This window comes from Saccharopolyspora elongata (genome assembly GCF_004348985.1).
Lineage (GTDB): Bacteria > Actinomycetota > Actinomycetes > Mycobacteriales > Pseudonocardiaceae > Saccharopolyspora > Saccharopolyspora elongata.
In genome coordinates, this window is record NZ_SMKW01000012.1 from 61,880 (window position 1) to 82,430 (window position 20,551).

19 protein-coding genes are annotated in these 20,551 nt (G+C 70.8%); 8 read left to right on the forward strand and 11 right to left on the reverse strand.

What is annotated here, in order from left to right:
• Complete coding sequence (locus E1288_RS11795; RefSeq protein ID WP_132484246.1) at positions 1–411, forward strand: hypothetical protein; 411 nt, start codon at positions 1–3, stop codon at positions 409–411.
• A gap of 13 nt (positions 412–424) precedes the next feature.
• On the opposite strand, the gene E1288_RS46870 is transcribed toward E1288_RS11795, so the two are convergent.
• Positions 425–592: a hypothetical protein gene (locus tag E1288_RS46870; RefSeq protein WP_165968078.1), complete on the reverse strand. Its 168-nt coding sequence runs from the start codon at positions 590–592 to the stop codon at positions 425–427.
• A gap of 93 nt (positions 593–685) precedes the next feature.
• Between E1288_RS46870 and fdhD the strand changes: the two genes are divergently transcribed.
• Both fdhD and E1288_RS11805 read left to right on the forward strand, forming a co-directional pair.
• On the forward strand, positions 686–1,519 hold the full coding sequence (gene fdhD, locus E1288_RS11800) for a formate dehydrogenase accessory sulfurtransferase FdhD (RefSeq protein ID WP_132484248.1): 834 nt from the start codon (positions 686–688) through the stop codon (positions 1,517–1,519).
• A 135-nt stretch (positions 1,520–1,654) separates the two neighbouring features.
• On the forward strand, positions 1,655–3,004 hold the full coding sequence (locus E1288_RS11805) for an MFS transporter (RefSeq protein WP_132484250.1): 1,350 nt from the start codon (positions 1,655–1,657) through the stop codon (positions 3,002–3,004).
• Here the strand turns inward: E1288_RS11805 and E1288_RS11810 are convergent.
• Positions 2,963–3,658 carry an IclR family transcriptional regulator gene (locus tag E1288_RS11810; RefSeq protein ID WP_132484252.1) on the reverse strand — a complete coding sequence of 232 codons (696 nt, stop codon included), beginning with the start codon at positions 3,656–3,658 and terminating at the stop codon, positions 2,963–2,965. The genes E1288_RS11805 and E1288_RS11810 overlap by 42 nt on opposite strands.
• A 131-nt stretch (positions 3,659–3,789) precedes the next feature.
• Between E1288_RS11810 and E1288_RS11815 the strand changes: the two genes are divergently transcribed.
• Complete coding sequence (locus tag E1288_RS11815; protein ID WP_132484254.1) at positions 3,790–4,305, forward strand: flavin reductase family protein; 516 nt, start codon at positions 3,790–3,792, stop codon at positions 4,303–4,305.
• Between the two features lie 100 nt (positions 4,306–4,405).
• Positions 4,406–5,857, forward strand: a complete 1,452-nt coding sequence (hpaB, locus tag E1288_RS11820) for a 4-hydroxyphenylacetate 3-monooxygenase, oxygenase component (protein ID WP_132484256.1) — start codon at positions 4,406–4,408, stop codon at positions 5,855–5,857.
• Between the two features lie 9 nt (positions 5,858–5,866).
• On the opposite strand, the gene E1288_RS11825 is transcribed toward hpaB, so the two are convergent.
• The 3 genes from E1288_RS11825 to E1288_RS11835 form a co-directional block, all read right to left on the reverse strand.
• Positions 5,867–6,649: a DeoR/GlpR family DNA-binding transcription regulator gene (locus tag E1288_RS11825; protein ID WP_207954303.1), complete on the reverse strand. Its 783-nt coding sequence runs from the start codon at positions 6,647–6,649 to the stop codon at positions 5,867–5,869.
• A gap of 248 nt (positions 6,650–6,897) precedes the next feature.
• Entirely contained in the window at positions 6,898–7,890 is a 993-nt protein-coding gene (pdxA, locus tag E1288_RS11830) for a 4-hydroxythreonine-4-phosphate dehydrogenase PdxA (RefSeq protein WP_132484260.1), read from the reverse strand.
• Positions 7,887–9,080: a four-carbon acid sugar kinase family protein gene (locus tag E1288_RS11835; protein ID WP_132484262.1), complete on the reverse strand. Its 1,194-nt coding sequence runs from the start codon at positions 9,078–9,080 to the stop codon at positions 7,887–7,889. The genes pdxA and E1288_RS11835 overlap by 4 nt, the downstream gene beginning before the upstream one ends.
• A gap of 276 nt (positions 9,081–9,356) precedes the next feature.
• On the opposite strand from E1288_RS11835, the gene E1288_RS48725 reads away from it, so the two are divergent.
• From E1288_RS48725 to E1288_RS49825, 3 genes are all read left to right on the forward strand, one after another.
• The gene (locus E1288_RS48725; RefSeq protein ID WP_235883497.1) at positions 9,357–9,647 is read left to right on the forward strand and encodes a helix-turn-helix domain-containing protein; all 291 of its coding nucleotides are present in this window, start codon (positions 9,357–9,359) and stop codon (positions 9,645–9,647) included.
• 448 nt (positions 9,648–10,095) lie between these two features.
• Positions 10,096–11,670 (forward strand): BCCT family transporter, encoded by a 1,575-nt coding sequence (locus E1288_RS11845; protein ID WP_132484264.1) that lies wholly within the window; start codon positions 10,096–10,098, stop codon positions 11,668–11,670.
• A 163-nt stretch (positions 11,671–11,833) separates the two neighbouring features.
• Positions 11,834–11,959, forward strand: a complete 126-nt coding sequence (locus E1288_RS49825) for a hypothetical protein (RefSeq protein ID WP_268951827.1) — start codon at positions 11,834–11,836, stop codon at positions 11,957–11,959.
• 3 nt (positions 11,960–11,962) lie between these two features.
• On the opposite strand, the gene E1288_RS11850 is transcribed toward E1288_RS49825, so the two are convergent.
• From E1288_RS11850 to E1288_RS11875, 6 genes are all read right to left on the reverse strand, one after another.
• On the reverse strand, positions 11,963–15,916 hold the full coding sequence (locus tag E1288_RS11850) for a HAMP domain-containing protein (RefSeq protein WP_132484266.1): 3,954 nt from the start codon (positions 15,914–15,916) through the stop codon (positions 11,963–11,965).
• Positions 15,917–15,935: 19 nt separating this feature from the next.
• Positions 15,936–16,592 carry a response regulator gene (locus tag E1288_RS11855; protein WP_132484268.1) on the reverse strand — a complete coding sequence of 219 codons (657 nt, stop codon included), beginning with the start codon at positions 16,590–16,592 and terminating at the stop codon, positions 15,936–15,938.
• 130 nt (positions 16,593–16,722) lie between these two features.
• Complete coding sequence (locus E1288_RS11860) at positions 16,723–17,142, reverse strand: CBS domain-containing protein (protein ID WP_132484270.1); 420 nt, start codon at positions 17,140–17,142, stop codon at positions 16,723–16,725.
• 293 nt (positions 17,143–17,435) lie between these two features.
• Positions 17,436–18,566 carry an N-methyl-L-tryptophan oxidase gene (gene solA / locus E1288_RS11865; RefSeq protein ID WP_132484272.1) on the reverse strand — a complete coding sequence of 377 codons (1,131 nt, stop codon included), beginning with the start codon at positions 18,564–18,566 and terminating at the stop codon, positions 17,436–17,438.
• Between the two features lie 362 nt (positions 18,567–18,928).
• Complete coding sequence (locus E1288_RS11870) at positions 18,929–19,693, reverse strand: amino acid ABC transporter ATP-binding protein (RefSeq protein ID WP_132484274.1); 765 nt, start codon at positions 19,691–19,693, stop codon at positions 18,929–18,931.
• Positions 19,690–20,547 carry an amino acid ABC transporter permease gene (locus E1288_RS11875; protein WP_132484276.1) on the reverse strand — a complete coding sequence of 286 codons (858 nt, stop codon included), beginning with the start codon at positions 20,545–20,547 and terminating at the stop codon, positions 19,690–19,692. Before E1288_RS11875 ends, E1288_RS11870 begins: the two co-directional genes overlap by 4 nt.
• Between the last annotated feature and the right edge of the window lie 4 nt (positions 20,548–20,551).

A 20,551-nucleotide genomic window follows, 5' to 3' on the forward strand; every position in this document is an offset into this window, starting at 1 on the left:
ATGCCAATCAGCAGCCGGACGTCCGCGCCGGGCCTGGTGATCGGGGCGGTAGCGGGGTTGTTCGCCGGGACGCTCGTGCTGGCCGGCGGGGCGCCGCCGGGGTGGGCCGCGGTCACCGGCCTGATGCTGGCGTTGCCGCTGGCCGCGCTCGGGGCAGGCTGCAGCGCCCTGCGGGAGCACGGCGTGTTGCGCGGCGGCGCTTTCGCCCCGGTGGCGCTGTACTGGGTGATCGCCTTCCCGGTCGCCCGGCTCGTCCAGGACGTGGGCACCCGCCTGGTCCTGGACGAGCGGTTCGACTGGCCGCCGCAGCCGCTGGCCTTCCTGGCGTACCAGGCGTTGATCAGCGTCGGGTTCGCGATCGGGTTCGTGTGGGTGCACGAGCGGCTGCTGCCTCGCGGTGCCCCGAGATGACGGCGCTCGCGGCTCAGCGCTCCCGGGCGGCCGTTTCGGACCGAGCGCCGCCGGATCGCTGACGATCCGTGCGGCTGGATTCGATCGCGGCGGACGTGGCCAGCCCCAGCATGCGCCCGTCCGCCGCGTAACCGCGCGGCAGGTCGGCGAAATGCCGCAGCACGGAACGAAGTATCCGCATTCAGATGCACCTCCTTTCGTGCATACAGTATCCCGTCATTTGTCCGAATAGTGAAGCTCATGTGATCAGTAGCACCTGGATGGGTGATGCCCGGTGGGCCGCGTGACCAGCAGAAGACCTGTCATCAGCCTCCGCGACGGCGCGCGCCGGGCACGCCCGGACACGCTCGTCACCGAGGAACCGCTGGAGATCCGCCTCGGCGGACGACCCCTGACGATCACCATGCGCACGCCCGGCGACGACTTCGACCTGGCGGCCGGATTCCTGGTCTCCGAGGGCGCGGTGCGCCGGACCGGCGACCTGCTGGGCATCCGCTACTGCGCGGGCGCGACCAGCGACGGCGCGAACACCTACAACGTGCTCGACGTGGCGCTCGCGCCCGGCACGGCCCCGCCGGAGACCTCGTTGCAGCGCAACTTCTACACCACTTCTTCCTGCGGCGTCTGCGGAAAGGCGAGCCTCGACGCGGTCCGCACCGTCGCGACCTGGCCGGTCCGCGACGACCCCGCCCCGCTGGACCCGGCCGTGCTGATCGCACTCCCCGACCGATTGCGCGCCGCGCAACGGGTTTTCGACCGCACCGGCGGCCTGCACGCCGCCGGCCTGTTCGGCTTGGACGGCGAACTGCTGTGCCTGCGCGAGGATGTCGGGCGGCACAACGCGGTCGACAAGGTCGTCGGCTGGGCGCTGCGGGAAGACCGGTTGCCGCTGTCCGCGACGGTGCTCGTGGTCAGCGGCCGGGCGTCCTTCGAGCTGGTGCAGAAGGCCGTGATGGCCGGAATCCCCGTGCTGGCCGCAGTTTCCGCACCCTCGTCGCTGGCCGTGGACCTCGCCGCGGAGTCCGGCCTGACGCTGGTCGGATTCCTGCGCGGCACCAGCATGAACGTCTACGCCGGGGCGCACCGCTTGAGGCCGGTGCCGGCATGAGAGCCCTGTGTCAACCTCAGCCCTCCTCAACCGCACCCCAGGGGACCGTGACGCAAACCAGCCACGAGAAACCACGCAACGGGAGACTGGGCTGAACGTAACCACCACTGTGAATCGCGGAGAGGCGGACCAGTCATGAGAGGGCGGTGGGCGATGATCGGCCTGCACACGCCGAACCACGAGGTCCGCGACCACCACGGCCGCAGGTACCGGGTGGGCGAAGTGCCGCGTGAGCTCATCGGGCGTTCCCGCACGACGGTGCTGTGGCTGTGCTGGCTGCCGATGCTCCTCGTCGGCGCCATGCAGTACGCCTACGGCGCGGCGGTTCCCGCGCTGGCCGCCGGCGGCCACGACAACGGCAGCCTGTTCTGGGCGCTGGCCGGATGGGCGGTTTTCCAGGCGGGCGCCGGATTTCCGGTGGCGCACCTGCGGCAGCGCGACCGCGCCGGTCCGCGCTCGGCGATAATCGCCGGCGCCTTCCTCTGCGCGCTCGGCGTGCTCAGCCTGGCGCACGCGCACGCCTTCCCCGGCCTGCTCGCCGGGTACTCCGTGCTCGGCGGCACGGGCGCCGGCCTGGTCTACGCCGCGTGCACTTCGACGGCGGCCAAGTGGTTCCCCGAGCGCGCCGCCTCCCGGGTCGGGTTCGTCACCGGAGCATTCGCGTACGGCTCGGTGCCGTTCGTCCTCGCCCTGCTCACCGGACCGTGGAACGTGACCGCGGCGCTGGACGTCTTCGCGCTCGTGCTGTTCGCCGCGGTGCTCGGCTGCGGCTTGCTGCTGGCCGACCCGCCGCGGCACTGGTGGCCCGCGCACCTCGATCCCCGCGCATGGGCCCTGGCCCGCACCAGACCGCCGGCAGCGCGGCAGTACTCGGCGGCCGAGGCGCTGCGCACACCGGTGCTCCCGGCGATGGCGGCGTGCTTGTTCTGCGCTGCAACGGTTTCGCTGTTCAACGCGGCGTTCCTGGTGCTGTTCACCGCCGCTCTGGCACCCGCTCCGGCCGCCGCAGCGTTCGTCGCGACCAACGGCGCCGGGCGGGCACTAGCGATCCCGATCGCCGACCGGATCGGCTGCCGGCGCGCGCTGCGCTGGGTGGTGATGATCCAGGCCATCGGACAGATCCTGCTGCTGGCAGCGGTTTCGCAGGAATCCGTCGTGCTGGTGATCGCCGGTGCGACGGCGGCGGGGATCGGTGGCGGCGCGTTCTACCCGCTGTTCGCCGCGCTGGCCCGCGAGTACTTCGGCGAGCAGCGCAGCGCCGAGGTGCACGGGCTGGTCTACAGCGCGAAGGCGCTCAGCGGCGTGGTAGGCATCGGTCTGGCCGCCATCGTCGTCGCGCAGTGGGGACCCCCGGCCGCACTGCTGGCCGCAGCGGCGCTTTCGCTGGTCGCTTCAGCCTTGTGCGCAGCGCTGCGCCGCCCCGGCCTGCCGAAGACGCTGCCGTCACCCGACCTGGGCGCCGATCGCGTTCGCGGCGGCCTGTAGCCGCTCCGCCAGCTCGGCAGGCTCCCGGTCGCTCGACACGTAGACCACGGCCACGGCCGCGCAGGAACCGCGCGACGGGATCGGCACGGCCACCGAGGAAAGGCCCGGGATCACCTCGTCCCGGCTCGTCGCGTACCCCCGCCGACGGGCCTCGGCCACGCGCGCCGCGACGTCCTCCCCCAGCCCCTCCGCCCCCAGCAGCACGAGCAGCGCGACCCCCGGCGCGCCGTGCTCCAGCGGATGCCGGGTGCCGGGATGCTCGGCCACGGTCCCGGCCGCGCGCCGGGGCTCGACGCTGGCGAGCGTGACGCACTCGCCGTGGTCGTGCACCACCACGAAGCTGGTCATCGCCAAATCCGCTGCCACGGCGGCGAGTTCGGGCACCGCGACGCTCTGCAGATCGCGGGCGACGCCGTGCGCCAGCACCGCCAGTCCCGCGCCCGGCGCGCAACGCCCGGCGGAATCCCGCGCCACCAAGCGGTGATCCTCCAGGGTGCGCACGATCCGGTAGACGATCGAGCGGTGCACGCCGAGGTCAGCGGCGATTTCGTCGATGCTGCGCGGCCGTTCCGCCGCGGCGAGCAGCTCCAGCACCTGGATGCCGCGCGACAGCGTCTGGGACCGCGCCCCGTCGTTCTTCGCCCGTTCGACCATGTCGGCGAACATAGCCGCCCACCCCTTGTGCCGCCGCTCACACGCCACTAGCGTTCCAAAAGAGAACAGGGAATTCGATTATAGAACACCGAAGCTTTCGGAACGCGGTCGAACACGAGGTGGTGGTCGAGATGCCAATACCGGAAACGGCGCGTTCACCCGGCGATGTCCACCACCGCCGGTTCCGTTCCTGCCTCGGGAGGTTCGCCACCGGCGTCACGGTGGTCGCCTTCGACGGCGCGACCGGACGGCACGGCTTCACCGCCAACTCCTTCACCTCCGTGTCGATGGACCCGCCGTTGGTGCTGGTGAGCGTTGCGCGCGCCGCCAAGGCGCACGGCGAACTGGCCGGACGGCCGTTCACCATCAACGTGCTCGGCGCGGAGCAGCAGGCGCTGGCCATGCACTTCGCCGGGCGGCCGCAACTGGAACCTGCTTGGCTGGACACGGGCGCGGCCCCGCGGCTGGCGGGCGCGCTGGCGCACTTCGAGTGCCGCCCGTGGCAGACCTGCGAAGCGGGCGACCACACGTTGCACATCGGCGAGGTCGTCGACTTCGACTACCGCGGCGGCGACCTGCTCGGCTTCGCGGGCGGCCGCTTCGTCACCATCGCCGAACCCTCGCTCGGCCTGGAACACCTGCTCTGAACAGATTTCTCGTTGCGGCGCGAGCGGCGGTCCCCCTGCGGAAGTAGCAGACGCCGCCCGCACCGTGAGAACCGCGACTCACGCATGACCTGGAGGAACCGTGGGCGCTCGTTCGGGACGGCAGTACCTCGACGACCTCGCGCGGCGGCGCATCCACGTCCAGATCGACGGCGACACCACCATCGGCGGCACCCCGGACCACCCCGCGTTCGCCGGCGTCGCCCGCAGCTACGCCGAACTGTTCGACATGCAGGTCAGCCCCGAGTACCGGGACGTGCTCACCTACCCGTCGCCGACCTCCGGCGACCGGGTGGGCACCTCGTTCCTGGTGCCCGAGAACGCCGCGGACCTCGCCCGGCGGCGCGAGGCGTTCCGCACCTGGGCGAACCGCTCCTTCGGCATGCTCGGCCGCACCGGGGACTACCTGAACAGCTCGCTGATGGCGCTCGGCCGGGCGAAATCCTGGTTCGCGCAGGCCGATCCCGCCTTCGGCGAGAACATCGAGCGCTACTACCAGCAGGTCCGCGAGGAAGACCTGCTGCTCACCCACACGCTGATCCCGCCGCAGATCAACCGGAGCGTCAGCGGCGGCCAGCAGGGCGGCGGCGCGCTGATGGCGCACGTGGTGCGCGAGGACGACAACGGCATCGTCGTGCGCGGCGCGCGGATGCTGGCCACCATCGCCCCGATCTCCGACGAGCTGCTGGTGTTCCCGTCCACCGTGCTGCGCGGCACTCCCGAGGACGAGCCCTACTCGTTCGCCTTCGCCATCCCCACCGACACCCCGGGCCTGCGCTTCGTGGCGCGCCAACCGCTGCACGGCAACCGCAGCGCGTTCGACGAGCCGCTGGCGTCCCGGTTCGAGGAGAGCGACTGCGTCGTGGTCTTCGACGACGTGCACGTGCCCTACGAGCGGGTGTTCGTGCTGCGCGATCCCGAGCTGTGCAACGGTTTCTACTCGCGGACCGGTGCGACCACCCACATGACGCACCAGGTGGTGACGCGGACGGTGGCCAAGAGCGAGTTCTTCCTGGGATTGCTCTCGGAACTGGCCGACGCCATCGGCATCGACGGCTTCCAGCACATCCAGCAGGACATCGCCGAGGTGATCGGCGCGGTGGAGATCGGCAAGGCCCTGCTGCAGTCTGCGGAATCCCAGGCGACGACGAACGAGTTCGGCGTGCACACCCCGCTGTGGGCGCCGCTGAACACGGCCCGCAACTGGTACCCGAAGGCGTCGCAGCGCTTCCCGGAGATCGTCCGCAAGTTCGCCGCCAGCGGCCTGATGGCGCTGCCGGGCGAGCAGGACGTCTTCGGCGGCGCGGCGGCGGATGTGCAGAAGTACTTGCAGGGCAAGGCGATCGACGGCCCGGAGCGGGTCCGCCTGTTCAAGCTGGCCTTCGACGCCAGCGCCTCGTCGTTCGCCGGCCGACAGAACCTCTACGAGCACTTCTTCTTCGGCGACCCGGTCCGGATGGCGGGAGCCCTGGTGAACACCTACGACCGGACGGACCTCCGCAAGCGGATCCAGGACTTCCTGCACCGCGAGTGACGCGCGGGTTCACACCACGACGATCTCGGCGCCCGGCAACGCCCGGAACGGCGCCAGGTCGTCGTCGGTCGCGCCGTCGTCCGTCACCAGCGTCCACATCGCCGGAAGCGGGGCCCAGGCGTTGAACGGCGCCGCGCCCAGCTTGCTGCTGTCGGCGAGCACGAAGACCTCGCGGGCGCGGGCCATCATCTGCTCCTTCAGGCGGGTCTGCAGGAGGCTCGCTTCGCAGATGCCCAGCCGCGGATCGAGGCCGTCCGCGCCGAGGAAGACCTTGTCGGCCGTCAGCCGGGAGAGAGTGAGCTCCGCCAGCGGTCCGACGAAGCCCTGGCTGATGTGCCGCATCTCCCCCGCCAACGCGATCACCTGCACCGCGTCGGCGTCGGCCAGCTCGGTGAGCACCGGGATGCCGTTGGTGATCACCGTCAGCCCGGCGCGGTCGCGCAGGTGGTGGGCGAGGCGGCCGGTGGTCGTCCCGGCGTCCAGCAGCACCGTTTCCGGCGCACCGATCCGCGCCGCCGCCCACCGCGCGATGCGGTCCTTCTCCGCGGTGGCCAGCGCGGTGCGCTGACCGAGCGACGGTTCGGTCGCCGTCGCGGGCATCGCGCCGCCGTAGGTGCGGGCCAGCTTGCCCTGCTCGGTCAGCAGCGAGAGGTCGCGGCGGATGGTGGACTGGGTGACCGCCAGGGATGCCGCGAGCTCCTCCACCTGCACGGCGCCCTGCTCGGTCACCAGCCGCTCGATCAACGCGCGCCGCTGGCCCGCGGACATCCGCTGCCCGAAATCAGTGCTCACCGTGCCATCCTCCCAGCAAGGAAATTCTTGGTAGCAATTTGCGTAGCGGTGCGGGTAGCGGAACCTCAGATGCCTTCTCGACTCCGGGATCCCCGACTTATGCATGCCCAATACGCGGCGCTGGGGCTGTCCTCGCGAGATAGCCCGGGGTGCGGGGTGTCCCCGCAGGACACCGTTGAGAACCCGCGGCGGTGCAAACTGAGTCCCACACCGCAAGCGGCTACCGCCGCTTACAAAACAGACCGAGGTCAGGGGCGGCGGGCGAGTGCCGCGCCCTGGCGCAGGGCCTCGACCAGGCTGCCCGCCTCGGCCCGGCCGGTGCCCGCGATGTCGAAGGCGGTGCCGTGGTCCACCGAGGTGCGGATGACCGGCAGGCCCACCGTGATGTTCACCCCGGCCTCCAGCCCGAGGATCTTCACCGGCCCGTGCCCCTGATCGTGGTACATGGCCACCACCAGGTCGAAATCCCCCCGGCCCGCGCGGAAGAACACCGTGTCGGCGGGCAGCGGCCCCTGCGCGTCGATGCCGTCCGCGCGGCAGGACTCCAGCGCCGGGACGATCTTCTCCTCCTCCTCGCCGCGGCCGAACAGCCCGTTCTCCCCGGCGTGCGGGTTGATCCCGCACACCGCGATCTTCGGCTCCGCGATGCCGGAATCGACCATCGTGCGGTGCCCGCGCCGGACGGTGCGCTCCACCAGGCCCGGATCGATGCGCTCGATGGCGTCGACCAGCCCGATGTGGGTGGTCACGTGGATGACCCGCACCTTGCCGGTGGACAGCATCATCGACACCTCCGGCACGCCGCACAGCTCGGCGAGCAGTTCGGTGTGCCCGGGATAGCGGTGCCCCGCGGCGTGCAGCGCGGCCTTGTTCAGCGGCGCCGTGCAGATCGCCTGCACCTCTCCGGCCATCGCCAGCTCGGCGGCCTTGGCCACGTACTGGAAGGCGCCCTCACCGGCCACTTCGGACAGTTCGCCGAACGGCAGGTCCGCCGGGATGATCCCGAGGTCCAGCACGTCGATCACGCCCGCCTCGCCGGTCGCCTCGGCCGGCGAGCCGACGGTCTTGAACCGCACGTCGACGCCGCAGATCTCGGCGGCCCTCGCCAGGCGCGCGGCGTCGCCGACCACCACGCAGCGGGCCAGCCCGCGCACCTCGGGCTCCACGAGCGCGCGCACGACCACTTCGGGTCCCACGCCGGCCGCATCGCCCATCGTGACGGCAATGGTGGGCAGGTTCATCCGAGTCCCCTTCCGGAACGCACCGCCGCGATGGCCCGGTGCAGCGTCTCCGGCGTGCCGAAGCCGCCGGCCTTGGTGATGACGTAGCCGGGCTGCGGCTCGGTGCGCGCGAGCACCACGCCCGGTTCCAGTTCGTTGAGCAGCCGCAGGCCTGTGACGCCGCGCCTGCTGAGCACCGCGCGAGCGGTCTCGCCGCCGGTGAGCACGAGCAGCTCGGCGTGTTCCGACGCCGGTGCGCAGACCTCGGCCAGGGCGGTGTTGACGCGGCGGGCCGACCCGGCGTCGACCGGGCCGTCCACGGTGACGACGACGTCGCCGGTGGCCAGCGCGTCGCGCAGCTGCTCGGACATCCGCGCCAGTGCGGCGGCGTTCGCGTCGAGCAGGTTCCGGACCGGTAATCGGCGGGTGTGCGGGACTCGCTCGGCCAGGAAGTCCGCCTGTTCGCGGGAGACGTCGTTGGCGCTGCCGACCACCGCCAGCGCGCGGCCGCCGACCGGCGCCGGGGGCTCGACCTCGCGGCCCGGCCGCAGCTGCTCGGCCAGCGCATCCGCCAGCCCTGCCGAGCCCACCCAGTACGGCCGGCGACCGCCGGCCGCCCCGGCCATCACCACGGCCCGGAGGTCGTTCTCGGCCACGGCATCGCAGATCACGACGTCGGCCTCGGCGAGCAGTTCGGCGAGCTTCGCCCGCAGCGCCGCCGCGTTGCCGCGGATCGACGCGAGCGCCACGTGCCGCACCGCCAGCGGCTTGAGCGCCGAGGCGATGTCGACGGGCGGATCGGCGACCTCCGCGGCCCAGGAATTGGTGTGGTGCAACGCGATTCCGCCGATGTGGACGACACCGCCCAGCACCGTGCGCCCAGTCGCCGGGGACGCCGGGCACAGCAGCACCCCGGCGCCATCGGCGTGCTCGACGAGCGCGCCGATCTCGGCGGCGAGGTTCCCGCGCAGCGTCGAGTCGATCTTCTTGAACACCACCCGCCCGGCGGCGTGCCCGCGCAGCGCCGCCGCGACGCGCTCGGCCGCCTGCACCGGTTCGAGATGGCGGCTGTCGGTGTCGGCGACGAACACCTCGGCGTCACCGGTGTCGTCGAGGGCCAGCAGTGTGCGCATTTCACGCAACGCGAAGGGAACACCGGAATCACCGGCACCGCTGAGGTCATCGGCCACGACCAAGACTCGCGATCCCATGATCACCTGCTCTTCCGCTCGCCGGAACACATCCGGCCGCCCGTCGCACGGCCGGCGCTGCGAGCTACACGATAGTGATCGCTGCGCGAACCACGCAATAGTGCGCAGGGCGATGAGCACAACGCGCAGGACGTATCGAGCTGACGATCATCTGTCAGTGGCTGCCGATAGACTCTTGCGCGATGTCCACTGTGGCGCCCTCGTACCGGTTCGCACTTGAACCTGCCCCCGAGCAGGACGCCAGTTGCAGCCTCGAGCGGCAAGCGTGGTGAGACGATGCTGACCGGACGCAAGTACAGGCTCGCACTCACACCTGCGCAAGCAGACTTCGCCGAGCACATCGGCGGAATCTGCCGGGCTGTGTGGAACATCGCACTTGAGCAACGTCGCGCCTACCGACAGCGAGGCCGAAGCTCCCGGCCGATGCGCTCGGCACGGTGCTGCCCGTGCTCGCGCGACTACGCGCCGCGCCCGGGACGACGACGATGCGCGGTTCGTCGTGCTTGCTGGAGGGCGAGATCCCGGCGGCGCGGGTGTACGAGCTGCAGCAGCAGCTGCCGGGGCTGACGCGCGAGAGGGCGTGCCCGATTCCACTTTCGACCGCTACGAACCGGTCCGCGACGCGATCCCGACCCGGCCAGGACGGACCGAAATCCGTTGGACCGCAAGGAATATCTGCTGCGGCTGCGCGTGGCGGGACGCTGACGACCGGCCGTGTGCTCCGCCACACGGCCGGTCGCCTCCACTGTGGTCGCGCGCGGGTGCGGTATAGTTCTCGTTTCGGCGGCGGGCTTTTTCCGCGCGGCAGTTGCCCGGGTCGCCAGCATCGAGGTCCGACGGGACCTCCGGCCGCGATCTCCTACAGGAAGAGCCTCCGCAAAGCCTCCACCTCTGCGCCCGTCGTCGCACGCGCTTCGCGCGTCCGGGGTGCTTCCCCTCACTCTTCCCGCTCGGGTCGCTGCGCCGGATGCGCGCGCCCGGGCCGGGTCCGAACCTTTCCACTGGAGTCGACCTCATGGCACGAGCCAGCACGCCCCCGGCCAACCGGCTGGGCGCGGTCTTCTACACATCGGTGGTGCTCTGCGCCCTGTTCGTCTGTTGGGCCACCCTGTTCACCGACAGCCTCGACGCGGTCACCGGCGCCGCGCTGAACTGGATCACCGGCTCGTTCGGCTGGGTCTACCTGGTCGCCAGCCTGGCGATGCTGGGCTTCCTGGTGGTGCTGGCCACCACGCGCTACGGCCGCATCCGGCTGGGCGCCGACACCGACCGGCCGGAGTTCAGCACGCTGAGCTGGCTGGCCATGATCCTGGCCGCGGTGATGGGCATCGGCCTGGTCGCCTACGGGGTGTCCGAGCCGATCAGCCATTTCGTGACGCCGCCGCACGGGCTGGCGCAGCCGGGCACCAAGCACGCGGCCGTGGTCGCGATGCAGTACTCGTTCTTCGACTGGGGCCTGCACGCCTGGGCGATCTTCGCGGTGTTCGGCATCGCGCTCGGCTACTCCACCCACCGCAAGGGCCGCAAGGGCCTGGTCAGCCCGATGCTGCGGCCCCTGCTCGGCGACCGCGTCGAGGGCCCGCTCGGCAAGGCCATCGACGTGCTGGCGATCTTCGCGACGCTGTTCGGCACGACCACGTCGCTGGGGCTCGGTGCGCTGCAGATCAACGGCGGGCTGTCCAGGCTGTTCGGCATCCCGGGCGGCACCGGCACGCAGATCCTGATCATCGCGGTCGTCACGCTGCTGTTCACCATCTCCGCGATCACCGGGCTGCACAAGGGAATCCGGTTCCTCAGCGAGACCAGCATGGGCCTGGCGGTGCTGCTGTTCGGCTTCGTGCTGCTGCTCGGGCCGACCGGTTTCGTGCTCAACCTGCTGGTGGAGTCGCTCGGCCAGTACGCAGGCGACTTCATCCCGATGAGCCTGCGCACCGGGATCTTCGGCGAGCTGGAGTGGATGCAGAGCTGGACCTACTTCATGCTCGCCTGGTGGATCTCCTGGGGCGCGTTCGTCGGCGTGTTCCTGGCCCGCATCTCCAAGGGCCGCACCATCCGCGAATTCGTGATCGCCGTGCTCGGCGTGCCCAGCGCGGTGTTCTTCCTCTGGTTCACCGCCTTCGGCGGTACGGCGATCTTCGAGGACGCCTTCCGCGGCGGGCAGGTGGCGCAGGCCGCCGCGGCGGACTCCAACAACGCGATCTTCGCGATGCTGGAGACGCTGCCGTGGCCGACGATCACGTCGCTGATCGCGATGGCGCTGGTGCTGCTGTTCTTCGTCTCCGGCGCGGACGCCAACACCTTCGTGCTGAGCATGCTGTCCTCCGACGGGCACCCCCGGCCGCGGACGTCGGTGCTGGCGTTGTGGGGCGGGCTCACCGGCGTGACCGCGATCGTGCTGCTGGTCGCCGGCGGGCTCGACGCGCTGCAGAACACGGTGATCGTCACGGCCGCGCCGTTCGTGCTGGTGATGCTCGCGCTGGCGGTCTCGCTGTGGCGGGAGCTGCGCCAGGACCCGCTGATCGCAGCGGCGCCGGAGAAGAAGAGGGAACCGGTGGCGGTCGGGACAGTGCCGAAAGACCCGGAAGTGTGACGTTCGTCGGCCGCCGGGGGCCCTGGAACGCCCCTGGCGGCACACCGGCAACAGCCGCCCCGGCCGTTGCCCGATAGGGCGCCCCCGGGCCGTCGGCCGGTCTTCCACCTGCGGTTATGGTGGTCGGCAACAGCCTGCGAGCTATCAGAGTTGGGACACCGCCATGGCTGATCCACACGGCATCGACCACTTCGACGCGACGTTCGCGCGCGACCTCGCCTGGGCCCAGCGGCTCCGCGAGCAGCTCGCCGACATGCCGACGATCGAAGAACCGGAGCAGGTCGACTGACCCTCAGCCCCCGGTCTCGGGGGCGCGGCCGGCCGGCAGGTGCTCGGCCAGCAGCTCCAGGAGCCTACCGACGTCGACCGGCTTGCTCAGGCACTCGTTGGCGCCCGCCGTGATGCTCGCCTCCCGGTCGCCCTTCATCGCCTTCGCCGTGATCGCGACGATCGTCAGGTCCCGGTGGCGCGGCATCTCCCGGATGATCCGGATGGTGGCGTTGCCGTCCATCTCCGGCATCATCACGTCCATCAGCACGATCACGATGTCGCCGTGCTGCTGCAGGGCGTTCAGCCCGGCCAGCGCGTTGTCCGCGTGCACCACCTGCAGGCCGTGCTGCTCCAGCAGCAGCGTCATCGCCTGCACGCTCCGGTAGTCGTCGTCGACGACCAGCACCTTCTCCCCGTTGAACTGCAGTGACGCGTGTTCCTCCGGCTCGTCGGTGTGCAGCATGTGCTGGTGGCCCTCCTGCCGGATCAGCTCGGTGGACCGCATCGGCGGGTCGATGCCCTCGGCCGACACGTCCAGGCTGGTCTCCGCCGCGCTCGGCACGTGGGGGCGCGGCAGTCGTCCCGGCTCGGCCACCGGTTCGACGAGCTCCGCGGCCCTGCCCGGCGGCGGCTCGACCGGCAGGTACAGCGTGAAGGTGCTGCCCTCGCCGGGCTCGCTCTGCACTTGGAGTTCGCCGCCGAGCAGCGTGGTCAGCTCGCGGCTGATGGACAGGCCCAGGCCGGTGCCGCCGTACTTGCGCACGGTCGTGCCGTCCACCTGCTGGAACGCCTCGAAGATCAGGTTCAGTTTGTCGGCCGGGATGCCGATCCCGGTGTCGCGCACCGAGAACGCCAGCCGCTGCCGGGCGTGGCGCAGCGCCTGGGTGTGCACCTCGGAGGGCTGCGCCGGGCGGATCCGCAGCTCGACGCCGCCCCGGTCGGTGAACTTGACCGCGTTGGACAGCAGGTTCCGCACGATCTGCTCCAGCCGGTTGCGGTCGGTGCGCAGGGTCTGCTGCACCGACGGCGCCACGGAAACCCGGAAGTCCAGGCCCTTGTCCGCCGCCAGCGGCCGGTACAGCGACTCCACGTGCGCGGCCAGATCGGCCAGCTCGACGTCCTCGGGCAGCAGGTGCATCTGCCCCGCTTCCACTTTGGACAGGTCCAGCACGTCGTTGATCAGCTGCAGCAGATCGGTGCCCGCCTGGTGCACGGTCTTGGCCAGGTCCACCTGCTGCGAGGTGAGGTTGCCCTCCATGTTGTCGGCCAGCAGCTTGGCCAGGATCAGCACGCTGTTCAGCGGGGTGCGCAGCTCGTGCGACATGTTGGCCAGGAACTCCGACTTGTAGGCCGAGGCCTGCGACAGCTGCCGGGCCCGCTCCTCCAGCTCTTGGCGGGCCTGCTCGATCTCGATGTTCTTCAGCTCGATGTCCCGGTTGCGGCTGGCCAGCAGCGCCGCCTTCTCCTCCAGCTCGGTGTTGGAGCGCTGCAGCTCGGTCTGCTGCTGCTGCAACTGCTCGGACCGCGCCTGCAGCTCCTTGGCCAGGTGCTGGGACTCGGCCAGCAGCGCCTCGGTGCGCGAGTTCACCACGATCGTGTTGACGTCGACGCCGATGGTCTCCTTCAGCCGTTCCAGCAGGTCCAGGTGCACCGGGGTGAACGCATTGACCGACCCCAGCTCGATCACCGCCAGCACCTCGCCCTCGAACAGCACCGGCACGATCGCCACGTTGGTGGGCGCGCTGCCGCCGAGCCCGGAGCTGATCCGGATGTAGCCCGGCGGCGCGTCGCTGACCAGGATCGACTTGCGGTCGGCCGCGACCTGCCCGACCAGTGACTCGCCCAGCTCGAACCGCAGCGGCGGGCGGCCGTTGCGGTCGCTGGGGCGGCCGTAGGCGGCGGTGCGCTCCAGGATGCTGCGGCCGTCCTCCCCCGCCCGCCGCAGGAAGAACGCGCCGTACTGGGCCGACACCAGCGGCGCCAGCTCGGTCATGATCAGCTGGGCGAGCGCGTCCAGGTCGTGCTGGCCCTGCATCAGCGCCGAGATCCGGGCCAGGTTCGTCTTCAGCCAGTCCTGCTCCTGGTTGTCCTTGGTGGTCTCCTTGAGGTTGCTGATCATCGCGTTGATGTTGTCCTTGAGCTCCGCGACCTCGCCGGAGGCGTCCACGGTGATCTGCCGGGTCAGGTCGCCCTCGGTGACCGCGGTGGCCACCTGCGCGATGGCGCGCACCTGGGTGGTGAGGTTGAGGGCCAGCCGGTTGACGCTCTCGGTCAGCCGCCGCCAGGTGCCGGAGACGTCGGCGACCTCGGCCTGGCCGCCGAGCTTGCCCTCGGTGCCCACCTCGCGGGCCACCCGGGTGACCTCGGCGGCGAACGCCGACAGCTGGTCGACCATCGTGTTGATGGTGGTCTTGAGCTCCAGGATCTCGCCGCGGGCGTCCACGTCGATCTTCTTCGACAGGTCGCCGCGCGCCACCGCGGTGGTCACCTGGGCGATGTTGCGCACCTGGTTGGTCAGGTTGCGGGCCATGATGTTGACGTTGTCGGTGAGGTCCTTCCAGGTGCCCGCCACGTTGGGCACCCTGGCCTGGCCGCCGAGGATGCCCTCGGTGCCGACCTCGCGGGCGACGAGCGTGACCTGCTCGGCGAACGCGCGCAGCGTCTCGACCATCCCGTTGATCGTCTCGGCCAGCGCGGCGACCTCGCCTTTGGCCTCCACCATGATCTTCTTCGACAGGTCGCCGCGCGCCACCGCGGTGGTCACCTGCGCGATGTTGCGCACCTGGATGGTCAGGTTGTCGGCCATGATGTTGACGTTGTCGGTGAGGTCCTTCCAGGTGCCCGCCACGCCGTGCACCCGCGCCTGACCGCCGAGCTTGCCCTCGGTGCCGACCTCGCGGGCCACCCGGGTGACCTCATCGGCGAACGCCGACAGCTGGTCGACCATCGTGTTGAGGGTGTTCTTCAGCTGCAGGATCTCGCCGCGGGCGTCCACGTCGATCTTCTGCGTCAGGTCACCCTGGGCGACCGCGGTGGCGACCTGCGCGATGTTGCGGACCTGCACGGTGAGGTTGTTGGCCATGAAGTTCACCGAGTCGACCAGCCCGCGCCAGGTGCCGGCCGCGCCGGGCACCTCGGCCTGACCGCCCAGCCTGCCCTCGCTGGCCACTTCCCGGGCCACCCGGGTGACCTCCTCGCCGAACGCCGACAGCTGGTCGACCATCGTGTTGATGGTCTCCTTGAGCTCGCGCGTCTCGCCGGAGACCTCGACGGTGATCTTGCGGGTCAGGTCGCCGGCGGCGACCGCCTTCGCGACGTGCGAGATGTCGCGGAGCTGGCCGGTGAGGTCGGCGGCCATCCCGTTGACCGTGTCGGCCAGGTCCCGCCAGGTGCCCACCAGGCCCGGCACCTGCGCCTGGCCGCCGAGCTTGCCCTCGGTGCCGATCTCCCGCGCGACCCTGGTGATCTCCTGGGCGAACAGCGACAGCTGGTCCAGCATGTCGTTGACGGCCCCGCTGAGGCCGGCGAGCTCGCCGGGCAGGGCGGCGTCCGCGGCGCGGCGCGGCATCCGCTGCGACAGGTCGCCGCGGGTCAGCGCCCCCAGCACCCGGTTCAGCTCGGCCATCGGCGCCAGCAGGGTGCTGATCATCCCGTTCACCGAGTTCGCGGCGACCGTCCAGCCGCCGTACGCGGAGCCGTCGAAGTCGATCTGCGGGATCGGCCAGTCGCCCCGCTCCGCGGCGGCGCCGACCCGCTGCAGCTCACCGGCCAGGAACTGGTTGCGCTCGGCGAGCTCGTTGAACACCGTGGCGATCTCGGTCGCCAGGCCGCCGCCGGAGAACACCAGGCGGCGACGGAAGTTGCCGTCCCGCAGCTCGCGCAGCCCGATCAGCAGGCGCGTCAGCAGCACTTCATCGCTCACCGGCCCGGCGAGGCCGAGCTCCGCGGACGGGACGTCCGACGGCTGTGACGACATGACTGCCTCCGCCCCCCGCTCAGCGCTTGCCGCGCGAATCGCGGTCCAGCCGCAGCTCGGTGGCCAGGACCGCGGCCTCGCTGCGGTGCCGCATGGCCAGCTTCGCCAGCATCTGGGACACGTAGTTCTTGATGGTCTTCTCGGCGAGGAACATGCGGCTGGCGATCTCCCGGTTGGTGAGCCCCTCGCCGATCAGTTCCAGCACCTGCCGCTCGCGGGCGGTCAGGTCGCGCAGCGGGTCGGTCTGCTCCTGCTCGCGGCGCAGCCAGGCCAGCATCGCCTCGGTCTTCTTGGGGCTCAGCAGCGACTCCCCGGCCCCGGCGGTGCGGATGGCGGTGACCAGCTCCTCGCTGACCACGCCCTTGAGCACGAACCCGGCGGCGCCGGCCATGATCGCGTCCATCAGGGCGTCGTGGTCGTCGAAGGAGGTCAGCATCAGGCAGCGCAGCTCGGGCAGCTGCGACTGCAGTTCGCGGCACAGCTCGACGCCGTTGCCGTCGGGCAGCCGCACGTCCAGGACGGCGACCTGCGGCTGCGCCCTCGGTACCCAGGCCAGCGCCTCGGCGACCGTCGCGGCCTCGCCGACCAGTTCCAGGTCGTCCTCCGCGGCCACCAGCGCGGCGATTCCCCGCCGGATCACGTCGTGGTCGTCGACCACGAAGACGCGTGTGGTCATCTGGTATCCCCGCCCCCTTCGCGCCGAACTCCTAGGGAGGGCACTGACCAGGATAAATAGCTCGTCTGCGGGGCGCTGGCCGGCGCCGGAAACCGGCACCCGGCCGCGACCGGGCGCCGGGCGAGGGAACTCACTTCATCGCGTAGACGCTCTCCACGAAGTGCGCCAGCTGCTCGTCGGTCAGGTGCCGGGCGAGGTCGGCCTCGCTGATCATGCCGACCAGCCGGTGGTCGGCGATCACCGGCAACCGCCGGATCTGGTGCTCCTCCATCATCGAGAGCACCTTGCCGACGTCGGAGGCGGCGTCGACCCAGTACGGCTTGCCCTGGGCCAGCTCGCCGGCCTTCATCCCGGCGGGGTCGCGTCCTTCGGCGCAGCAGCGCAGGACGATGTCGCGGTCGGTGATGATGCCGTGCAGCCGGTCGTCCCGGCCGCAGATCGGCAGCGACCCGACCTTCAGGTCGCGCATCATCTGCGCGGCCTTGTACAGGCTGTCGTCCTCACCGATGCATTGAGCCCCCGCATGCATGATGTCGCGCGCAGTGGTCATGGCTGATCCTTTCGACTGCGGTGCTGGGCTGCCCTCGCACTACCCGCCCCGGTCCCCGGCGAAACCGCCGCCCGCTCGGTCCCGCTGCCATAGGTCGGGCGGAATGCCCGGAGCACGCGGGGCGTCTGCGGTGCCCCGCCCCGACCGGCACCCGCGGTACCTCGGAGGTGGCCGCCAGGCCCGCGCGGCCCGGGCTCCGAACGTCGCGGAGCACGAACCGGCGCCCGGCCGATGCGCCCGGAGCCGGGAGGAGGCGACCGCTGTCGACTGCCCGTTGCATGCGGGGCGCGGCCTCAGAACCGTTCCGGCGCAAGGAATTCCGGCGGGCCCGCCTTGCCGGTCAGCGCGTCGGCCACCATCGCGGCGATGCCGGGCGCGTACTTGAAGCCGCGCCCGGAGTGCCCGGTGGCCAGCACGACCCGTCCACCGCCGATGCGGCCGACCAGCGGCTTGCCGTCGGTGGTGAACAGGTCCGTGAACGCGTCCGTCCGCACCGGCTCCGGGTGCAGGCCCGGCAGCATCTGCCGGACCGCGCCCGCGATGGTGCGGATCTCGGGGAGGCTGTGCCGCCGGTCGACCGCCGCCGGTTCCGGCACCAGGTGTGAGGTGACCGCCCCGGCGACCTTCACCATGACACCGTCCACTGTGGGCGTTCCGTAGACGTGCACGCCGCCGTCGTGGTGGATGAAGATCGGGAAGCGCTCCGGCCGATAGTCGTCGATGGCCTCGGTCCCGAACCAGGAGAGCAGGACCCGCCGGGGCTCCACGGCCGCGGCCAGCGCCCCGGGCAGGAACCGCGATGCCCACGAGCCCGCGCACACCACGACTTCACCGACCCGATGCGTGCCACCCGTGGTGTGCACCAGAACGCTGTCGCCGTCCTCGGCGATGTTGGTGACCTCCGTGTAGCGCAGCACCTCCGCCCCGGCCCCTTCCGCTACCCGGGTGGCGCTCAGAACGGCCTGCTCGCAGCGCAGGAAACCGGCCTGCTCGTCGAGCACCGCGACCTCGCCGTCGCGCAGCCGATGCTGCGGATACCGTTGGGCGACTTCGTCCCTCGACAGCACCTCGACCGCGACCCCGGTCTCGCGGGCGCTCTCGACCAGCCCGGAGATGTAATCCGCCGCGGGGTCGCCGATCGCCAGACCACCGCACTGCGTGAGGATGCCGTCGCCCGACTCCGCTTCGAGTTCCCGCCACAGCCGCAGCGAATCGCGCAGCAGCGGCACGTACTGCGCGCCTTCGGCGTAGGCGAGCCGGAACAGGCGCGTCTCGCCACCCACCGCGCCGCGGTCGTGGCCGGGCGAGAACTGCTCGAAGGCCAGCACGTCGACGCCGCGGCGCGCCAGCTGCCAGGCGAGCATGCTGCCGATCGTGCCGGTCCCGATGATGCCGACCTGGGCGTCCAGGTTGCTTGCGGTCATTCTCTCGGCCCCTGTCCGTGAATTTGCACCGGATGGTCGAACCCCCGCGATTCCAATGGAGATCAGAGGTCCGGGTTCAATGAGCGTTTTTCATTCTGGTCGGCCCGCAGCCGCGGGTCGCAAGGCTGCACGTCGATGGGGTGTCGCATGCGCCGCAGGCGCATAGCCCACCTACGACACCGGCACCGCCGCGGGTTCACGGTGCCCACCCCTGCCGGGGTTCCCTCGGCGAGGACGGCCCCTCCGCCGTGTATTGGACATACATCAGGAGGGGCACCCACAGACCAGGGAGCCTCTGAGGTTCCGCCACCCGCACCGCCAGGCAAATCGAGGTTGGAAAAACCTCAATGGAGATCGCAGGGTCAAAGCACCTTCGACAGGAACGACCTGGTGCGTTCGTGGCTCGGGGCGGCGATGATCTCGCGCGGGTCGCCGTGTTCGACGATGGTGCCCTCGTCCATGAAGACCAGCGTGCTGCCGACCTCGCGGGCGAAGCCGATCTCGTGGGTGACCAGCAGCATCGTCATCCCGTCGGCGGCCAGGTCGCGCATGGTCGCCAGCACCTCCCCGACCAGCTCGGGGTCCAGCGCCGAGGTCGGCTCGTCGAACAGCATCACCTTGGGGCGCATGGCCAGCGCCCGGGCGATCGCCACCCGCTGCTGCTGCCCGCCGGAGAGCTGGCCCGGGTAGGCGTCCTCCCGGGCCGCCAACCCGACCCGTTCCAGCAGCTCACGGGCGCGCTCGCGCACTTCCTCGCGCGGTTCCCGCTTGACCCGGCACGGCGCCTCCAGCAGGTTCTCCAGCACCGTCATGTGCGGGAAGAGGTTGAAGCGCTGGAAGACCATGCCGATGTCGGCGCGCTGCCGGGCGATATCGCGCTCCGGCAGCTCGATCAGCCGGTTGCCCGACCGCCGGTAGCCGATCCGGGCGCCGTCGACCTGCACCTCGCCACCGTCCACCCGCTCCAGGTGGTTGATGCAGCGCAGCAGCGTCGACTTGCCGCAACCGCTGGGGCCGATGATGCAGCACACCTCGCCGGAGTCGACCTCCAGGTCGATGCCGCGCAGCACCTCCACCGAACCGAACGACTTGCGCACGTCCCTGAGCTTCACCAGCGGGGTGCTCACGCGACGGCCCCCTTCCCGTAGTGCCGTTCGACGTAGTGCTGCGCCACGGTGAGCACCGATGTCATCGCGAGGTACCACAGCGCGGCGACGATGAGCAGCGGCATCGTCTGGTAGGTGCGGGAGTAGATGACCTGCGCGCTGTGCATCAGGTCCATCGCGCCGAGCACGCTGACCAGCGAGGTGTTCTTCAGCGTGGCCACCGTCTGGTTCGCCGTCGGCGGGATGATGATCCGCATCGCCTGCGGCAGCACGATCCGGCGCAGGATGTGCAGCTTGCCCATGCCCAGCGCCTGCGCGGCCTCGGTCTGCCCGCGGTCCACGCCGAGCAGGCCGCCGCGCACGATCTCGGCCATGTAGGCGGCCTCGTTGAGCGCCAGCCCGAGCACCGCGGCGACGAACGGGGTGATGAACACGTTGGCGTTGCCGGAGATCAGCACCGGGCCGAACGGGATCTTCAGCTCCAGCACCGGGTACAGGGCCGAGAGGTTGAACCAGAAGATGAGCTGGATCAGCAGCGGAGTGCCGCGGAAGAACCAGATGTAACCGGCCGCGGCGCCGCTGATCAGCTTGCTCTGCGACTGCCGCATCACGGCCAGCACGATGCCCAGCAGCAGCCCGGCGACCATGGTGATCGCGGTCAGCTCCACGGTCAGCAGCGCACCTTCGGCGATGGACCGCGCCGTGAGGTACTCCGCGACGACGTCCCACTCGTACTGCTCGTTGGTCACCAGGCTGGTCAGCAGCGCCGCGCCCAGCAGCACCAGGACCACTGTCCCGACGATTCGCCACGGCCTCGGCCGCTTGACGATCACCAGCCGGCCGGTCTCGCCGACCGCTGCGTCCACTGTGGTCATGAGC